The organism is Rhodococcus sp. YH1 (assembly GCF_009939605.1).
Taxonomy (GTDB): Bacteria; Actinomycetota; Actinomycetes; order Mycobacteriales; family Mycobacteriaceae; genus Rhodococcus; species Rhodococcus aetherivorans.
The window spans coordinates 1-15,094 of sequence record NZ_WVTE01000039.1; the positions used below are offsets into that span (position 1 = coordinate 1).

At 67.5% G+C, this 15,094-nt stretch carries 14 protein-coding genes; 9 read left to right on the plus strand and 5 right to left on the minus strand.

Annotated features, from left to right (window positions below; translation table 11 throughout):
- The 3 genes from AIIKEEIJ_RS04350 to AIIKEEIJ_RS04360 all read right to left on the minus strand — a co-directional run.
- Positions 1–1,429, minus strand: a 1,429-nt coding sequence (locus AIIKEEIJ_RS04350; RefSeq protein WP_161995027.1) for an aldehyde dehydrogenase family protein, incomplete at its 3' end; no start/stop codon positions are given.
- Positions 1,430–1,492: 63 nt separating this feature from the next.
- Positions 1,493–2,683, minus strand: coding sequence for an FAD-dependent oxidoreductase (locus AIIKEEIJ_RS04355; protein ID WP_161995028.1), 1,191 nt, complete (start codon positions 2,681–2,683; stop codon positions 1,493–1,495).
- 57 nt (positions 2,684–2,740) lie between these two features.
- Positions 2,741–3,985 carry a cytochrome P450 gene (locus tag AIIKEEIJ_RS04360; protein ID WP_161995029.1) on the minus strand — a complete coding sequence of 415 codons (1,245 nt, stop codon included), beginning with the start codon at positions 3,983–3,985 and terminating at the stop codon, positions 2,741–2,743.
- Positions 3,986–4,136: 151 nt separating this feature from the next.
- On the opposite strand from AIIKEEIJ_RS04360, the gene AIIKEEIJ_RS04365 reads away from it, so the two are divergent.
- On the plus strand, positions 4,137–4,334 hold the full coding sequence (locus AIIKEEIJ_RS04365; RefSeq protein ID WP_003938422.1) for a ferredoxin: 198 nt from the start codon (positions 4,137–4,139) through the stop codon (positions 4,332–4,334).
- Positions 4,335–4,422: 88 nt separating this feature from the next.
- Here AIIKEEIJ_RS04365 and AIIKEEIJ_RS04370 read toward each other — a convergent pair whose 3' ends face one another.
- The gene (locus AIIKEEIJ_RS04370) at positions 4,423–5,160 is read right to left on the minus strand and encodes a FadR/GntR family transcriptional regulator (protein ID WP_029546537.1); all 738 of its coding nucleotides are present in this window, start codon (positions 5,158–5,160) and stop codon (positions 4,423–4,425) included.
- Positions 5,161–5,385: 225 nt separating this feature from the next.
- Here AIIKEEIJ_RS04370 and AIIKEEIJ_RS04375 point away from each other — a divergent pair, with 225 nt between their 5' ends.
- From AIIKEEIJ_RS04375 to AIIKEEIJ_RS04405, 7 genes are all read left to right on the plus strand, one after another.
- Positions 5,386–6,171: an enoyl-CoA hydratase/isomerase family protein gene (locus tag AIIKEEIJ_RS04375; protein ID WP_006934075.1), complete on the plus strand. Its 786-nt coding sequence runs from the start codon at positions 5,386–5,388 to the stop codon at positions 6,169–6,171.
- A gap of 188 nt (positions 6,172–6,359) precedes the next feature.
- Positions 6,360–7,100: a FadR/GntR family transcriptional regulator gene (locus tag AIIKEEIJ_RS04380; RefSeq protein WP_029546538.1), complete on the plus strand. Its 741-nt coding sequence runs from the start codon at positions 6,360–6,362 to the stop codon at positions 7,098–7,100.
- Between the two features lie 280 nt (positions 7,101–7,380).
- Positions 7,381–8,502, plus strand: coding sequence for an NDMA-dependent alcohol dehydrogenase (locus AIIKEEIJ_RS04385; protein ID WP_161995030.1), 1,122 nt, complete (start codon positions 7,381–7,383; stop codon positions 8,500–8,502).
- A 109-nt stretch (positions 8,503–8,611) separates the two neighbouring features.
- Positions 8,612–9,157, plus strand: coding sequence for an SgcJ/EcaC family oxidoreductase (locus tag AIIKEEIJ_RS04390; RefSeq protein ID WP_161995031.1), 546 nt, complete (start codon positions 8,612–8,614; stop codon positions 9,155–9,157).
- Between the two features lie 40 nt (positions 9,158–9,197).
- Positions 9,198–10,040 (plus strand): mycofactocin-coupled SDR family oxidoreductase, encoded by an 843-nt coding sequence (locus AIIKEEIJ_RS04395; protein ID WP_029546539.1) that lies wholly within the window; start codon positions 9,198–9,200, stop codon positions 10,038–10,040.
- Between the two features lie 25 nt (positions 10,041–10,065).
- A complete protein-coding gene (locus AIIKEEIJ_RS04400) occupies positions 10,066–11,862 on the plus strand; it encodes an FAD-dependent oxidoreductase (protein WP_161995032.1) in 1,797 nt (598 codons plus the stop codon).
- A gap of 32 nt (positions 11,863–11,894) precedes the next feature.
- The gene (locus AIIKEEIJ_RS04405) at positions 11,895–12,317 is read left to right on the plus strand and encodes a nuclear transport factor 2 family protein (RefSeq protein WP_006934087.1); all 423 of its coding nucleotides are present in this window, start codon (positions 11,895–11,897) and stop codon (positions 12,315–12,317) included.
- A gap of 72 nt (positions 12,318–12,389) precedes the next feature.
- Here the strand turns inward: AIIKEEIJ_RS04405 and AIIKEEIJ_RS04410 are convergent, their stop codons facing one another.
- The gene (locus tag AIIKEEIJ_RS04410; protein ID WP_006934089.1) at positions 12,390–12,698 is read right to left on the minus strand and encodes an EthD family reductase; all 309 of its coding nucleotides are present in this window, start codon (positions 12,696–12,698) and stop codon (positions 12,390–12,392) included.
- Between the two features lie 389 nt (positions 12,699–13,087).
- Here AIIKEEIJ_RS04410 and AIIKEEIJ_RS04415 point away from each other — a divergent pair, with 389 nt between their 5' ends.
- Positions 13,088–14,716: an NAD(P)-binding domain-containing protein gene (locus tag AIIKEEIJ_RS04415; RefSeq protein WP_161995033.1), complete on the plus strand. Its 1,629-nt coding sequence runs from the start codon at positions 13,088–13,090 to the stop codon at positions 14,714–14,716.
- Positions 14,717–15,094: the final 378 nt, after the last annotated feature.

A 15,094-nucleotide genomic window follows, 5' to 3' on the forward strand; every position in this document is an offset into this window, starting at 1 on the left:
CGAAGAACGCGTCGAAGCCCTCGATGCCGCCCTCGCGGCCGAGACCGGACTGCTTGTAGCCGCCGAAGGGCTGCACGACGCACATCGCGTAGCCGTTGACGGAGATCTGGCCGGTGCGCACCCGTCGCGCGATGCTCTGGGCCAGCTCTTCGTCCCTCGCGTAGACGGAGCCGGAGAGGCCGTAGTCCGAGTCGTTGGCGATGGCGACGGCCTCGTCGATCGAATCGAACGGAATGACCACCAGCACAGGCCCGAAGATCTCCTCCTGCGCGATGCGCATGTCGTTGGAGACGTCCGCGAACAGGGTCGGTTCGACGTACCACCCGCGGTCGAGGTGGGCGGGCTTGCCGCCACCGGTCACCAGACGGGCACCCTCCTTCTTGCCGATCTCGATGTAGTCGAGCACCCGCGTCTGCTGACGCTCGGCGGCCAGGGGGCCGAGGACAGTGTCCTCGTCACGGGGATCACCGACCTTCACGCTCTCCATCACCGCCTTGATCGCCTCGACGACCTCCTCCTGGCGCTCGCGCGGGACGATGATGCGGGTGAGGGCGGCGCAGACCTGCCCCGAGTGACCGATGCCGCCGAACACCATGCCGGGCAGGAAGGTGTCCAGGTCGATGTCGTCGGCGATGATCGCGGCAGACTTGCCGCCCAGCTCGAGGGTGACCCGCTTGATCCGCTCGGCGGCCCGGCTCATGACGACGCGGCCGGCCGCCGTGCTGCCGGTGAAGCTGATCTTGTCGACGTCCGGGTGGCTGACGAGGTAGTCACCCACCTCCCGTCCTGCCGGCACGACGCTGATGACGCCTTCGGGCAGACCGGCGGCGTCGAGCGCCTCGGCCAGCATCATCATCGTGACGGGGCCCTCCGGGGCCGGCTTGAGCACCACCGTGCAGCCCGCGGCGAGTGCGGGCGAGATCTTCAGCGAGCCGGTCGCAACCGGACCGTTCCACGGGACCACGACCGCGACGACACCGATGGGCTCACGCACGATCTTGCCGTGCCCGCCCTTCCAGGTGCGCTCCTCCTCGAACGCGAAGCGCTCGTGGAACGTGGCCGCGTCGTCCCACATGTCGACGGCGTTCTGGTGGAACAGAGTGGAAACCGCTGCGGGGGCGCCCAGTTCGAGGGTGAAGGCCTCGGCCATCTCGGGGATGCGCTTCTTCACCTCGTTCCCGACGCGCACGAGGATCTCCGCCCGCTCGGCGGGCGTCATCCGCGGCCAGGGACCTTCGTCGAACGCCTTGCGCGCCGCCGCGACGGCGCGGTCCATGTCCGCCTCGCGCGCCTCGGGCACGGTCGCGATGACCTCGCCGTTGATCGGGGAGATCACCTCGATCACCGCGTCGCTGGACGGCTCGACCCACGATCCGCCGATGAACAGCTTGTCGTAGCTCTTCAGCTGGATGGGAGTGGCTGTGGTCATGCTGTGTTCCTCCACTCGACCGCGGACTCTCGCCACGGCGACTCGCTGGATGGGATGGGAGTACTACTTCGCTGCCGGGGCCGGCGCCTGCAGGGGCGCCGACAGATCCCGGATCTCGTCCGGATCCACGACGACACGGCGGTCGATCGCCATGCGGGCCTGCACCATGTGCCGGGGGGAATCGACGCTCAGGTGCGCGGTGAGCTGCCCGGCGGCATCGAACCAGGCCGCACCCCACTTGCCGTCCGCACCCTCGCGGAACACCATATCGTCGGATTCGCTTCTGTGTCCGACGAATTGGATTTTGTGTCCGAACTGGTCGCTCCAGAAGTACGGGACCGGGTCGAAGACGGGCGGCGACTGCGGTCGCAGGAGCGCGCCGGCGACCGTCGCCGGCCCGGTGCGCGCCTCGTCCCAGTGTTCACCCCCGAGTCGCGTCCCGAACCGGGGCGACCAGCGCATCGCGACGTCTCCGACGGCGAACACCGCCGGGTCGGCGGTTCGCAGCGACTCGTCGACGACGACCCCGCGATTGATCTCGAGTCCCGCCCCGGTCAGCCAGCCCACGTCGGGCCGCACTCCGATACCGGTGACGACGACGTCCGCCGGCAGTGCGGTGCCGTCGTCCAGTGTCAGCCCGTCTGTCGTGACCTCGCCGACGCCGGTGCCGCAGCGCAGATCGACTCCGTCCCACCACGATCGCAGCCGTTCGGCGACCTGCGCGCCCAGCGGACCCGCAAGCGGCCGGGACCCGGCTTCCACGCAGGTGACCGAGCAGCCGAGAGACAGTGCGGTCGTGGCGATCTCGGCGTTGATCCAGCCGGCACCGACGAGAACGACGCGGGCTCCCGGGCGCAGCTCGGCGCGGAGACGCTCGGCGTCCGCGGCGGTGCGGAGCACGAGTTGCCGGCCCGCCCCGGGCAGCGAGACCGGGGCCGCCCCGGTCGCGACGACCAGCGCGTCGTAGGAGTGTGCGCCGGCATCGGTGTGCACCGCCCGGGCTGCGGTGTCGAGCGCCCGGGCCCGGACACCGAGGCGCAGTTCGACGCCGAGCGCCGCGTAGTCGACGTCGAACGTGGTGTCCTGCGCCTCGAGGAGTGCGGACTTGCTCAGCGGCGGGCGGTCGTACGGCGGGGTGGGCTCGGAACAGATCAGCTCGAGCTCGCCGTCGAAGCCTTCGGCGCGCAACGCCTCACACGTGCGGAGCCCGGCGAGGCCGCCGCCGACGACGACGATTCTTCGGCCGTTGAACACGGCGTTCCCCTGTCCTGTCGATGAATCGGATGGTGCGGTGGGTGCGCTCGGTACCACTCAGTACAAGGTGTAGTCCGACAGCACGCGCGGGCCCGGCGTGTAGGTGGCCGGGATCCGCTGCCAGCCCATGTTGGTGCCCTGATGCGGGTACCGCTCGAGCGCGGAGAAGTCCACCTCGTAGTCGGGCATCCGCTCGAGAATCTGGGTGATGAGCGTCTTGGACATGTAGCGGCCGAGATGCGATCCGGCGCAACGGTGTACGCCGATTCCGAATGCGGTGTGCCGGTTCGGCCACCGTTCGATGTCGATCTCGTCCGGGTTGTCGAAGAGCTTCTCGTCGCGATTGGCCGACGACCAGGACAGCAGCACCCGATCGCCCTTCTTCATGGGGCAGCCCTGGAACTCGGTGTCCTTGGTGACGGTCCGGGCGAGCGCCTGAGTGGGCGAGAAGTACCGCAGGAACTCCTCGACGGCGTGGTCCATCAGGCTCGGATCGTCGATGAGCCGCCGCCGCACGGCCGGGTGCTCGGCGAGCCACACCAGCGCCTGGCTCACCAGGGACGCGGTGGTACCGACACCGCCGGCGAGCAGCAGATCGACGATCGAGTACATCTCGAAGTCGTTGAGCGGACGACCGTCGACCTCCTGCTGCACGAGGTAGCTGATGATGTCGTCGGTGGGGTTCTCGCGACGGGCCCGGATGGTCTCGCGCATGCGGTCGCCCAGGTACGGGAAGTCGACCTCCATCGCGTGGCGGTAGTCGTCACTTCCCGGAATGCCGGCGAGCGCCTGGTGGTGCGCGTGGGAATAGCGCTTCCAGTCGGCGAGGTCGAGACCGAGCCAGTCCACCGTCACGATGGAGGGAACCGAGATGACCGAGGTGAGGTCACACTGCCCGTCCTCGATCACGCTGTCGATGAACCCGGCGGTGTGGCGGTCGACGAGCGCCTTCATCCGATCGACGGCCGCGGGCGCGGTGATCGGGTTGACGATCTTGCGGTACTTGCGGAACTCCGGGGGATCGAGCTCGATGGGGATGTGGAAGTGCATCGGCGTCTTCGGGATGACGACCGAAAGGCCCTCTCCCCCATATTCGTTGCGCGCGGACGAGAACGTCTCGTCGTCACGGGCGGCCTCGAAGACCGAGTCGTAGTCGCTGAGCACCCAGTACCCGCCGTGCGCCTCCGTCCAGGCGACTCGCTCGTTCTGGCGGACCTTGCGGTACGAGGCGACCGGATCGGCAGAGTGCTCCTGCGAATTGTGGTCGAAGTTGATGACGGGGCAACGATTGCGGCTGTCCATCGCGTGGACCCTCCTGCGTCGGATCGGGCATCTCCTGCTAATGGTTATAACAGATGATATAGTAGTGTAGATCACACCGCCAGCCCGGCTATCAAATCAAATGTTCAACGAGCTGGCATCCTCGATATCCGGATGACGGAAGGAGCGACCGATGAAGGTTGTTGTCGACGAGAACCACTGCCAGGGCCACGGGCTGTGCTTCATGACCTCCCCGCAGGTCTTCGCGCTGCGCGAGGAGGACGGCCACGCGTACGTCCTGCCCGGGGGCGACGACCCGGCCAACGAGCACGCCGCACGCGAGGCCGCCGCGTCCTGCCCCGAGCGTGCGATCTCCGTCGTCACCGAGTGACGACGCCTTCCGAGCGGCCGGCACACGACGGAGGAAGGGGCCCCGGGTTCGACCCCGGGGCCCCTTCCTCCGTGTGCGGCCGTGCGCCTCAGCCCAGGGCGCGGTCCCACTGGATGACCTGTTCGAGCAGGTCGGGGTACTTGCGCTGCGCGTACCTCCGGTAGGCGTTGATGTGGTCGCGCATGCGTTCCTCGGATCCGATCGGGTCCCCCTGCGAGAGCGACTCGTAGATCTGGGTGTGCGCGACGATGATCGCCTCGCGCCGGTGCGGTGGGTAGTCGATCCCGATCGCAGTGCCGTCCATGATTCCGAGCAGCGAATCGACCATGTACCCGAACAGCGGATTACCCGAGGACCAGGCGATCAGATCGTGGAAGTTCTTGTTCGCCTCGAGGAACTCGTGCTGATCGCCGAGCGAGCCGTGCATCCGGTCGATGGTCTCCTTGAGCTCGACCAGTGTCTCCCCGCTGATGCGCTGGGCAGCCAGGCGGCTGATCATCGGCTCGAGGGCGGTGCGCGCCTCGATGATGACACTGAACGGCGCGTCCTTGAGCTGCATGAGAAGGATGAGCGAACTCGCGAGGTGGGACGCATCGGGATCCAGTATCACCGGCCCGCCCCGGGGGCCGGGCTTGAGGGCGATCACCCCCTGAAACTCCAACAGCCGCAGGGCTTCCCGCAGCGTGCCGCGGCCGATCTCGTACTTCTCGAGCATGACCCGCTCCGACGGCAGCAGATCGCCCGCCGCCAGGTTCTGCCTGGTCGCGTCCCTGATGATGTGCTGCGCCACCACCATGGCAGCTTTCGGCGCCCGTCCTGTGATCATCGCGCCTTCTCCTCCCGAGAGCACCTGCCGGTTCGGGAACCCTGTCCGGATCGGACACTCCCCCACTTCCCGACGGGCCAAAATAATGCTAACGATTATAACGTACAGTTCGTGTCTTGGCTCCTTACCGGCGAAGAGACACTCCCGCCGGCCCCGCCCCTCCCACACCCCGCCTCTCTCGTACCCCGCCGAACCGAACCGTGAACCTCGACCGAAGGAGTTCCCATGAGCAGCCCCACCTCCACCACCACGAGCGTCGTTCTCGAATCCGTCGACTCCAGCCTGTGGATCCGGCTCAACCGGCCCGAGCGCCGCAACGCCTTCGACGCCGAGATGTGCGCTGTCATGGTCGACGCGCTCCACGAGGCCACCGAGTACCGCTCGGTGGTCATCACCGGATCGGGGGGAAGCTTCTGCGCCGGCGGCTCGCTCGGCCAGCTCAGCCAGCCCACCGTCAAGGAATTGCGGGGTCTCTACCGTTCATCGCTCGAACTCTTCGACGCGATCCGCACCTGCCCCCGCCCGGTCGTCGCGGCCGTCAACGGTGCCGCGGCAGGTGGCGGCAACGAACTGGTGGTGGCCTGCGATCTCGCCGTCGCCGCCCGCTCGGCGACATTCGGTCAGACGGGTCCCCGCGTCGGCAGCTCTCCGGTCAGCGGCGCCACGAACGTGATGGGGGTCCAGATCGGCGAGAAGCGCGCCAAGGAACTGTCGCTGCTGTGCCGGCGCTACCCGGCGGAGCGCGCCTACGAGATGGGACTGGTGAACGAGGTGGTCGACGACGAGCTTCTCGAGGAATCCGTCCGCTCGCTGTGCCGCGAGTTCGAGGCCCTGAGCCCGCGCTACCTCGAGATCACCAAGGTCAGCTCGAACATCTGGTGGAACTCCGCCCGGGACTCGTTCAGCAACGGGCTCGGCATGCTCGTCCAGGCGATCGGCAGCGCCGACATGATCGAGGGTGCGCAGGCCTTCCTGGAAAAGCGTAAGCCGCAGTTCCCGCCCGCCGAATAGGCACACGTTCGATAATGGTGCACATCAATGTGCACAATCGCGTGCACAATGAGTACAGTGCACAATTCGGATCGTCCGGGGAAGTTGCCCGCCCGATCCGCCGACACGGCGAGCACCCGCTGCGCCGTGACAGCCTCCGCTTCCCGGAAGTCAGGAGGCCACGAGGCTAAGGAGGTTCCGTGGCTGCAATGTCGAGAGGCCCGAAGACATCGCTGGTGGTCGCCCAGCAGATCGTCCGGGATACGGCGCGAAAAGGTCTGCAGCCCGGGGACCTGCTGCCCCCGGAGAAGGCGATGCTCGAGGAGTACCAGATCGGCCGCGGCACCCTCCGTGAGGGACTGCGGCTGCTGGAGTTCCAGGGGATGATCGCCCTCAAGCCGGGGCCCAAGGGCGGTCCCGTCCTCCTCGATCCGGACGCGTCCCATCTGGCGAGCACCATCATCCTGCTGATGCAGCTCCAGAACGCCTCGCTCAGCACGATCGTGGAGGCCCGCACCGCCCTCGAGCCCGTCATCTGCCGCCTGGCCGCCGAGCGGATCAGCGACGAGAACCTGCTCGAGCTCAAGCAGTCCGTCGACCGCATGCAGCAGTCGTTCGACACGGCGGACATCGACACGTTCCTCGAGACGAACAAGCAGTTCCACGACGTCATCGCCTGGTCCACCGGCAACGCGCTCTTCGGCTACCTGACGGACGCGCTGCTGCGGATCACCGGCGGCACGGTGATGGGCGTCGACCACCCCGCCCCGCTGCGGGAGACGACCCTCAAGGCGCACATCCAGATCTACGAGGCGCTGCATTCGCACGACGCGGACCTGTCCGAGGACCGGATGCGCGACCACATCAACGAATACGTCCGGTACGCCGAGCGCAAGTTCCCCGAACTCCTGAGCCAGGTCCTGCCCTGGAACCAGGCGCTCGGCGGCTGAACACCGCTGTCGCCGCCGTCCGGCGACACGGACCCCGCGGGCCCGCACCGAGCATCGTCTCGGCGCGGGCCCGCCGGGTTTCCGGGCCGATTCGCGACCGGCGGCCCGGTTCCCGAGGTCCGGCGAACTCCGACGACACCGCTATTGCTTATATCCATGCATATGGTTATGGTGATAGCGATCACATGCATGCATAGCGATCAACACCGTCGAGCCCGTGCCGGCGCCCTACGCCGGCCGCCGCTCGCGCCTTCACCCCCGTTCGTCACGAGGAGAAGCCATGAAGACCATCGGAGCGCTGCTGTGGGAGCCGGGAACCCGGTCCGGTTGGAGCGTCGAGGAAATCGAGATCGATCCCCCGAAGAGCCGGGAGGTGCGGGTCAAGCTCGCCGCCTCCGGCATCTGCCACAGCGACGACCACGTCGACACCGGCGACATCCCCCTCGACTGGGCGCCGATCATCGGCGGGCACGAAGGTGCGGGCGTGATCGAGGAGCTCGGCCCCGACGTCACCGGCTTCGAGGTCGGCGACCACGTCGTCCTGTCCTTCCTGCCGTCCTGTGGCCACTGCAAGATGTGCACCATCGGCCGTTCCAACATGTGCGAGATGGGCGCCGGCGTGCTCGGCGGCTTCGCCCCCGACGGCACCCACCGCGTCCACGCCCGGGGCCAGGGCGTCGGCCCGTTCTCCTACCTCGGCACCTTCTCCCCGTACGTCGTGGTCAACATCGACTCGTGCGTCAAGATCGGCAAGGACATCCCGCTCGACAAGGCCGCACTGATCGGCTGCGGCGTCCCCACCGGCTGGGGCTCGTCCGTCTACGCGGCCGACATCCAGCTCGGGGACACCGTCGTCGTCATCGGCACCGGCGGTGTGGGCATGAACGCGGTCCAGGGCGCCCGGCACAAGGGCGCCAAGAACATCGTCACGATCGACCCCGTCGAGTACAAGCGCGACCAGGCCAAGATCTTCGGTGCCACCCACGCCACCGAGAACTTCGAACAGTGCCGAGAGGTCGTCGACCAGCTCACCGAGGGGCAGGGCGCCGACGTCGTCATCATCACCGTCGACATCGCCTACGGGCACCTGCTCAACCCGGCGCAGGAGATGACCCGCCGCGGCGGCACCCTGGTGCTCACCGCCGCCGCTCCCGTCACCCAGCGCGACGTGCCGTTCGACCTGTTCACCTTCGCGATGTCGGGCAAGCGCCTGCAGGGCACCCTGTACGGCACCACGACGGCGCGCCGCGACATCCCGCTCATCGCCGACATGTACCGCCGTGGCGAGTTCAAGCTCGACGAGCTGGTCACCAAGACCTACAAGCTCGAGGACATCAACACCGCGTTCAAGGATCTCCGCGAGGGCAAGAACATTCGCGGCGTCATCATGTACGACGACTAGATCGGCACACGCGATTCCCCGGGAGTGTTCGCGCCCGGCGCACGGGCCGGGACGGGGGTCCACACTCCGTCCCGGCCCGATCCGTGTACCTCCGACAGGAACAGAGCCGATGACTGCCTCGAAACTCGCGGACCTCGATTCCGCCGCCCTGAGCCGCCTCGTCGCCAAGGACGAGATCCGGGACCTGGCCGGACGCTACGCCCTGGCCGTCGACGACCACGACATCGATACCGTGCTGTCGATGTTCACCGAGGACGGTGTCTTCGAGGTCGCCGGCACCGAGCTGCGCGGCCGTGAGCAGATCCGCCCCTTCTACGTCTCCAGCATGGACCGTTACCACACCATGCTGCACACACCCGAGATCCACCTCGTCACGGTCGAAGACGACTCGCACGCAAGCGGAATCATGACCGGCCATGCCGAACTCGCGGTCCACGACACCCTGATGATGACCGCGTTCCGGTACCGCGACCGATACGTGCGCCGGGACGGCACCTGGCTTTTCGAAAGACGCGCCGTGTCGTTCATGTACGCGGTACCGTTCGAGTCGATGGGCTCGAGTTTCCGTACCACCAAACGGATTCGGTGGCCCCAGACCCGATACACCGAGGCCGACTATCCGGAGTCGGCTCCCACCTGGAACACCTACCGCTGACGGCGGATCGGGCCCGTCGGCGGCCCCCGAAGGAGCAGCTATGACAGGACGGGTAGCAGGTAAGGTCGCTTTCATCACGGGCGCGGCCCGCGGCCAGGGACGCAGCCATGCGATCCGCCTCGCCGAGGAGGGCGCCGACATCGTCGCTCTCGATGTGGCCGAGGACATCGAGAGCGTCACCCGCTTCTACCCCGGCGCCACCGAGGACGACCTGGCCGAGACGGTGCGCGCCGTGGAGGCACTCGATCGCCGGATCATCGCCCGCAAGGCCGACGTCCGTAACTTCGACGCCGTCAAAGCCGTGGTCGACGAGGGCATCGCCGAGCTCGGCCGGATCGACATCGTCGCCGCCAACGCCGGCATCTTCCTCTTCGGCGACGAGACACACCTGGTGAGCGAACGCGACTGGGACGATGTCCTCGACATCAATCTCAAGGGCGTGTGGCACACGTGCAAGGCCGTCACCCCGCACCTGATCGAACAGGGCACCGGGGGGTCGATCGTCATCACCAGCTCCACCGCCGGCCTGAAGGGCACGCCGAACGTCGCGCCCTACACCGCGAGCAAGCATGCCGTGGTCGGCCTGATGCGCACGCTCGCACTGGAACTGGGTCCGCACGGCATCCGCGTCAACACCGTGCATCCCACCGGCGTCGCCACGGACATGATCCTCAACGAGGCCTGCTTCCGGCTGTTCCTCCCGGACGTCGAACATCCCACCCAGGAACAGGCCGCACCGGTCTTCGCCACCACCAACGTCCTGCCCGTGCCGTGGATCGAGCCGATCGACATCTCCAACGCGGTGTTGTACCTGGCCTCCGACGAGGCCCGGTACGTCACCGGCACCGAACTGAAGGTCGACGCCGGCTACACCCTCCGCTGACCCGGCCGGACGAACGGGAGACCACATGACTGCTCGACTCGACACACCGCGCCTCGATCCCGCCCACCCCGACGCGGTCGCCGAACGCTGGCTCGCGGACTTCGCCGGTGCGCTCCGATCGGGAAACGCCGACGACTACCCGGACGCACTCGCCACCGACGCGTGGTGGCGCGACCTGCTCGCCTTCACCGGCGATCTGCGCAGCCTGCACGGCGAATCGGCGATCCGCCCGCTGCTCACCGGCGCGGCGGATCTCGAGGTCCGCGACGAAGCGCTCGATTCCTCCGTGCCACCGGCGCTGCTGCCGACAGGCGAGGGCCCGCCGGTCGTGCAGCTGCTCTTCCGCCTCACCATCCGGTTCGGACACGTCCGTGGCGTCGCGCGACTGACCCCGGACGATGCGGGCCGCTGGCGCGCGACGGCTGTCCTGACGACGCTCGACAGTCTCGCCGGGGCCGAACCGGCTGTGGGAGAACGCCGTCCGAACGGCGCCCCGGAACCCGGTGAACGCGTCACCACCCACTGGGGTGACCGCCGGCTCCTCGCGAGCGAGTGCACCGAACGGGATCCGGAGGTCCTCGTCATCGGCGCCGGACATTCCGGTCTCGGGCTCGCCGCCTACCTCGGGGCGATGAACGTCCACGCGCTCGTCGTCGAGCGCAACGAGCGCGTGGGTGACAACTGGCGCAACCGCTACGACTCGCTGGTGCTGCACGACCCCGTGTGGTCGAACCATCTGCCGATGATGCCGTTCCCACCCACCTGGCCGGTGTTCACACCGAAGGACAAGATGGGCGACTGGCTCGACATCTACGCCCGAGCCCTGGAACTGAACGTGTGGACCCGCACGGAACTCGTGAGCGCCTCGTACGATCCCGCGACGAAGCGGTGGGAGGTGCTGCTCGACCGCGGAGGCGAACGGCGGGTGCTGCGCCCGCAGCACGTGGTCCTGGCCACCGGCCTGAGCGGCACCGAGCCGCTCGTACCGGACATCCCCGGGACCGGAGAATTCGCGGGCGAGCTGCTGCATTCCGGCCGGTACACGACGGACCCACGACGGAGCGGCCGTGATGTCGTCGTCATCGGCACCGGGAACAGCGGCCACGACATCGCCCAGGACCTGTACAACACCGGCGCTCACGTGACCCTCGTCCAGCGGGGTCCGACCTACGTCGTCGGCGGCACCACCGTGGTCGACGTCATGCTGAAACCCGCCTACGGCGAGAACGCCGCGCCCACCGAGATCGCCGACCTCGTCGGTGCGTCGTTCGCGCGGCGGGACCAGGGATTCGTCGACGGCCTGCGCACCGCCGTCGCGGCCATGGCCGACATCGATCGCGACCTGCTCGATGCCCTGAGCGCCCGAGGATTCCGGCATCACCTGGGCGACGGCGGGACCGGAGCGATGGACCTCTTCCTCACCCGGAACGGCGGCTACTACATCGACGTCGGAGCGTCCCGGCTCGTCGCCGACGGGTCGATCGGACTGGTCGCGGGGAAGACCGTGGAACGGTTCGTTCCCGAGGGAGTGGTCATGTCGGACGGCACCGTCGTGCCCGCCGACACCGTCGTGTTCGCCACCGGGTTCCGGGGCATCCTCGACACTGCCCGCCGCATCCTGGGCGACGCCGTCGCCGACCAATGCGGACCGGTCTGGGGTCTCGACGACGAGGGCGAGATCCGGTCGGTGTGGCGACGTTCCGGTCACGACGGATTCTGGTTCAGCGGCGGCAATCTCACCCTCGCCCGTATCTACAACAAGTACCTTGCTCTCCAGATCAAGGCCGACCTGGACGGCATCGACCTGCCGTCCGTTCCCTGACCCTGCACCTCGAGTACATCGGAGACCGACACATGCGCGCCGACGACATCAACGAGATCATCCGCATCACCCATCTCTACGCCCGTGGCCTCGATCGATTCGACCCCAAGGAGGCACTGTCCGCCTTCGCACCCGACGGAGCGTGGGACGCCAGCGCCGTGGGCCTGACCCGGTACGAGGGGCACGAGCAGATCCTCGACTTCTTCGAGCGGGACGCACAGGCAGTGGACAAGCAGTTCCACATCATCACCAACCACGTCATCGACTTCGAGGACGACGACCACGCCACCGGTACGAACTACGTCTTCTCCGAAGCGGAGATGAAGAACGGCGCCGCCATCAAGGCAATCGCGCTCAACGAGGACCGCTACGTCCGCACCGCCGACGGCTGGAAGATCGCCGAGCGGATCATCACCGGCCTCACCACGCCGCAGATGGACGGTTTCGACGCCTGACCGGAGCACGGTAGCGACACATGCGGCAGGGGTGGGGGCTTCAAGGTCCCCACCCCTGCCGCATGTCTCGGATCAGATGTCCTTGGTGATCTCGTAGAAGTCGAACGAGACGCCGGCCTGCGCAAAGTTCTCGAGATCGGCGGCGCCCTGCTGCCCTTCCGGAGACGCCATGTCGGCGAGCATGGCTTCCTTGCTGTCCCAGTCGCACACCGCGACCAGGAAGTGCGGCGGGGTGCTGCCGTCGGGGGTGGAGCACACGCCCCATTCGTAGTTCCGGATCCCCTGCTGCTTCAGCGCGAGCTTGGAGTGCACGTTGCGGTAGTGCTCGAGGAACTTCTCGGGATCCTCGGGGTGGTTGTACGCGGCGACGAGTCGGTACATGTCGACCTCTTTCCATGGTGGATTCGGAGATTTCCGTGTGGAACAGCCCCGCACACGGGGGTGTGGAACAGCCCCGCACACGGGGGTGTGGAACAGCCCCGCACACGGGGGTGTGGAACAGCCCCGCACACGGGGGTGTGGAACAGCCCCGCACACGGGGGTGTGGAACAGCCCCGCACACGGGGTGGCGCCAAGACGCCCGTCAAATATATCCGCTCTACACCTTTGATTATATCCATTCGCATTGATAGAGTGATACCCGTCACAAACTCTTCCGCGAGCGGACGACCATCCGGCCGCACCGCGCTCCCGCCCGGCTCACCGAAACCACGAGCCTGGCGGTGACATCGGCACATCCGACCGAATCCCCCAGTCAGAGAGGCCATCCGATGACTGCAACCCCCAACTCCTCACCATCCGCAATCGAGGTCGACGCCGTCGTCGTCGGCGCGGGCTTCGCAGGGCTGTACCTGCTGTGGAAGCTGCGCCGCCACGGCTACACCGCCGTCGCGCTCGACAAGGGCGAGGAGGTCGGCGGCACCTGGCATTGGAACCGCTACCCCGGCGCCCGCTGCGACGTGGACAGCCACGACTACTCGTTCGGATTCGACGAGGAACTCGAGCAGGAGTGGGAGTGGAGCGAGCGCTACCCGTCGCAGCCCGAGCTGCAGGCGTATCTCTCGCACGTCGCCGACCGGTTCGACCTGCGCCGCGATATCCGTCTCGAAACCACCGTCACCGAAGCCCGTTTCGACGAGGGCGAGCAGAAGTGGCACGTCCGTACCGACAAGGGCGACGAGTACGTTTCACGGTTCTGCCTCATGGCCGTCGGCTGCCTGTCGGTCCCCAAGGACGTCGACGTCCCGGGCCTCGACAAGTTCCAGGGGCCGATCTACCGCACCAGCGAGTGGCCGGAGGAGGGAGTGGACTTCACCGGTCTCCGGGTCGCCGCCGTCGGCACCGGATCCTCCGGCGTGCAGGCCATCCCGGAGATCGCCAAGCAGGCCGGCAAGCTGACCGTGCTGCAGCGCACCGCCAACTTCGTCATTCCCGCCCGCAACCACAAGCTCGACCCGGAGTTCGTCGCGAACGTCAAGGCGAACTACCGTGAGCGACGCCGTGCGTGCCGGACCGCCGCCGCGGGCTGCATCCGCGACGACAACCCCCAGGCCGCGTTCGACGTCAGCGACGAAGAGCGGTGGGCCGAGTACGAGAAGCGTTGGCAGGGCGGCGGAATTGCCTTCCTCGGCGCGTTCGCGGACCTGATGGTGGACCAGCGGGCGAACGACTCGGTCTGTGACTTCATCCGGGCCAAGATCGACGAGATCGTCGACGACCTGGACGTCGCGGACAGTCTCAAGCCGTTCGGCTACCCGATGGGTGCGAAGCGGCCCGTCGTCGGCACCGACTGGTACGAGACTTTCAACCGCGACAACGTCGAACTGGTCGACCTGCGCAAGAAGCCCCTCGACAGCTTCACCGAGCACGGCATGCATCTCGCCGACGGCACCGAGTACGAGTTCGACGCCGTCGTGCTCGCCACCGGGTTCGACGCCTTCACCGGCGCGTTCACCCAGATCGACATTCGCGGCCGGGGCGGCCTGCCCTTGCAGAAGGCGTGGCAGGAGGGCCCGAAGACGCACCTCGGCCTGGGCACCGCCGGATTCCCCAACATGTTCATCATCGCCAACGTCGGCAGCCCGTCGGTGCTGTCGAACATGGTGACCGCCATCGAGCAGCACGTCGAGTGGACGGTCGAGACCATGGACCACATGCGCGAGCACGGACTGACCACGATCGAGGCCACCGAGGAAGCGCAGAACGCGTGGGTCGAGACGGTCGAGGAGATCGCGAACATGACCCTGTGGCCGCAGGGTGAGTCGGGATCCTGGTACCGCGGTCAGAACATCCCCGGCAAGCCGCAGATCTTCATGCCCTACGCCGGCGGCATCGTGCTGTACGAGCAGACGTGGAATGAGGTCCGGGACGCCGACTTCAAGGGATTCGTCCTGGCCTGATGCGACGGATCTCGCGCCGGGCGATCGCGACCAGCGATCGCCCGGCGCTTTTCGCTGCGTCGTTCGTGTCGCGCGGGTGGATCTCGCGCCGAGCGGGAGGATCTCGCGCCGAAACGCGAGAAGCGACGACGACAACCTCCCGCTCGACGCAGCAACCTCCCGCTCATCGCCGACGGACACCGAAACGGGGGTGCGGGCCCGAAGCCCGCACCCCCGTCGTGGTGTCCGTCAGATCAGCTTCGCGAGCGCGAACGAGGTCGGCTGGCCTACCGGGCCCGGACGGCGTTGCGGCTGGCGATCATCGGCATCGCCGCCGTGATGCTGATGTTCTGGCGGTACCCGACCGGTCTCGTGGTCGTGTGGATCGTTCTCGGTGCC

What these genes read in the sequence shown, in the direction of transcription:
- AIIKEEIJ_RS04390 (WP_161995031.1), top strand. Translation starts at nt 8,612, where the DNA reads ATGACTGCCTCGAAACTCGCGGACCTCGATTCCGCCGCCCTGAGCCGC.
- AIIKEEIJ_RS04370 (WP_029546537.1), bottom strand. Translation starts at nt 5,160, where the DNA reads ATGATCACAGGACGGGCGCCGAAAGCTGCCATGGTGGTGGCGCAGCAC.
- AIIKEEIJ_RS04405 (WP_006934087.1), top strand. Translation starts at nt 11,895, where the DNA reads ATGCGCGCCGACGACATCAACGAGATCATCCGCATCACCCATCTCTAC.
- AIIKEEIJ_RS04360 (WP_161995029.1), bottom strand. Translation starts at nt 3,985, where the DNA reads ATGGACAGCCGCAATCGTTGCCCCGTCATCAACTTCGACCACAATTCG.
- AIIKEEIJ_RS04385 (WP_161995030.1), top strand. Translation starts at nt 7,381, where the DNA reads ATGAAGACCATCGGAGCGCTGCTGTGGGAGCCGGGAACCCGGTCCGGT.
- AIIKEEIJ_RS04395 (WP_029546539.1), top strand. Translation starts at nt 9,198, where the DNA reads ATGACAGGACGGGTAGCAGGTAAGGTCGCTTTCATCACGGGCGCGGCC.
- AIIKEEIJ_RS04375 (WP_006934075.1), top strand. Translation starts at nt 5,386, where the DNA reads ATGAGCAGCCCCACCTCCACCACCACGAGCGTCGTTCTCGAATCCGTC.
- AIIKEEIJ_RS04410 (WP_006934089.1), bottom strand. Translation starts at nt 12,698, where the DNA reads ATGTACCGACTCGTCGCCGCGTACAACCACCCCGAGGATCCCGAGAAG.
- AIIKEEIJ_RS04400 (WP_161995032.1), top strand. Translation starts at nt 10,066, where the DNA reads ATGACTGCTCGACTCGACACACCGCGCCTCGATCCCGCCCACCCCGAC.
- AIIKEEIJ_RS04365 (WP_003938422.1), top strand. Translation starts at nt 4,137, where the DNA reads ATGAAGGTTGTTGTCGACGAGAACCACTGCCAGGGCCACGGGCTGTGC.
- AIIKEEIJ_RS04415 (WP_161995033.1), top strand. Translation starts at nt 13,088, where the DNA reads ATGACTGCAACCCCCAACTCCTCACCATCCGCAATCGAGGTCGACGCC.
- AIIKEEIJ_RS04380 (WP_029546538.1), top strand. Translation starts at nt 6,360, where the DNA reads ATGTCGAGAGGCCCGAAGACATCGCTGGTGGTCGCCCAGCAGATCGTC.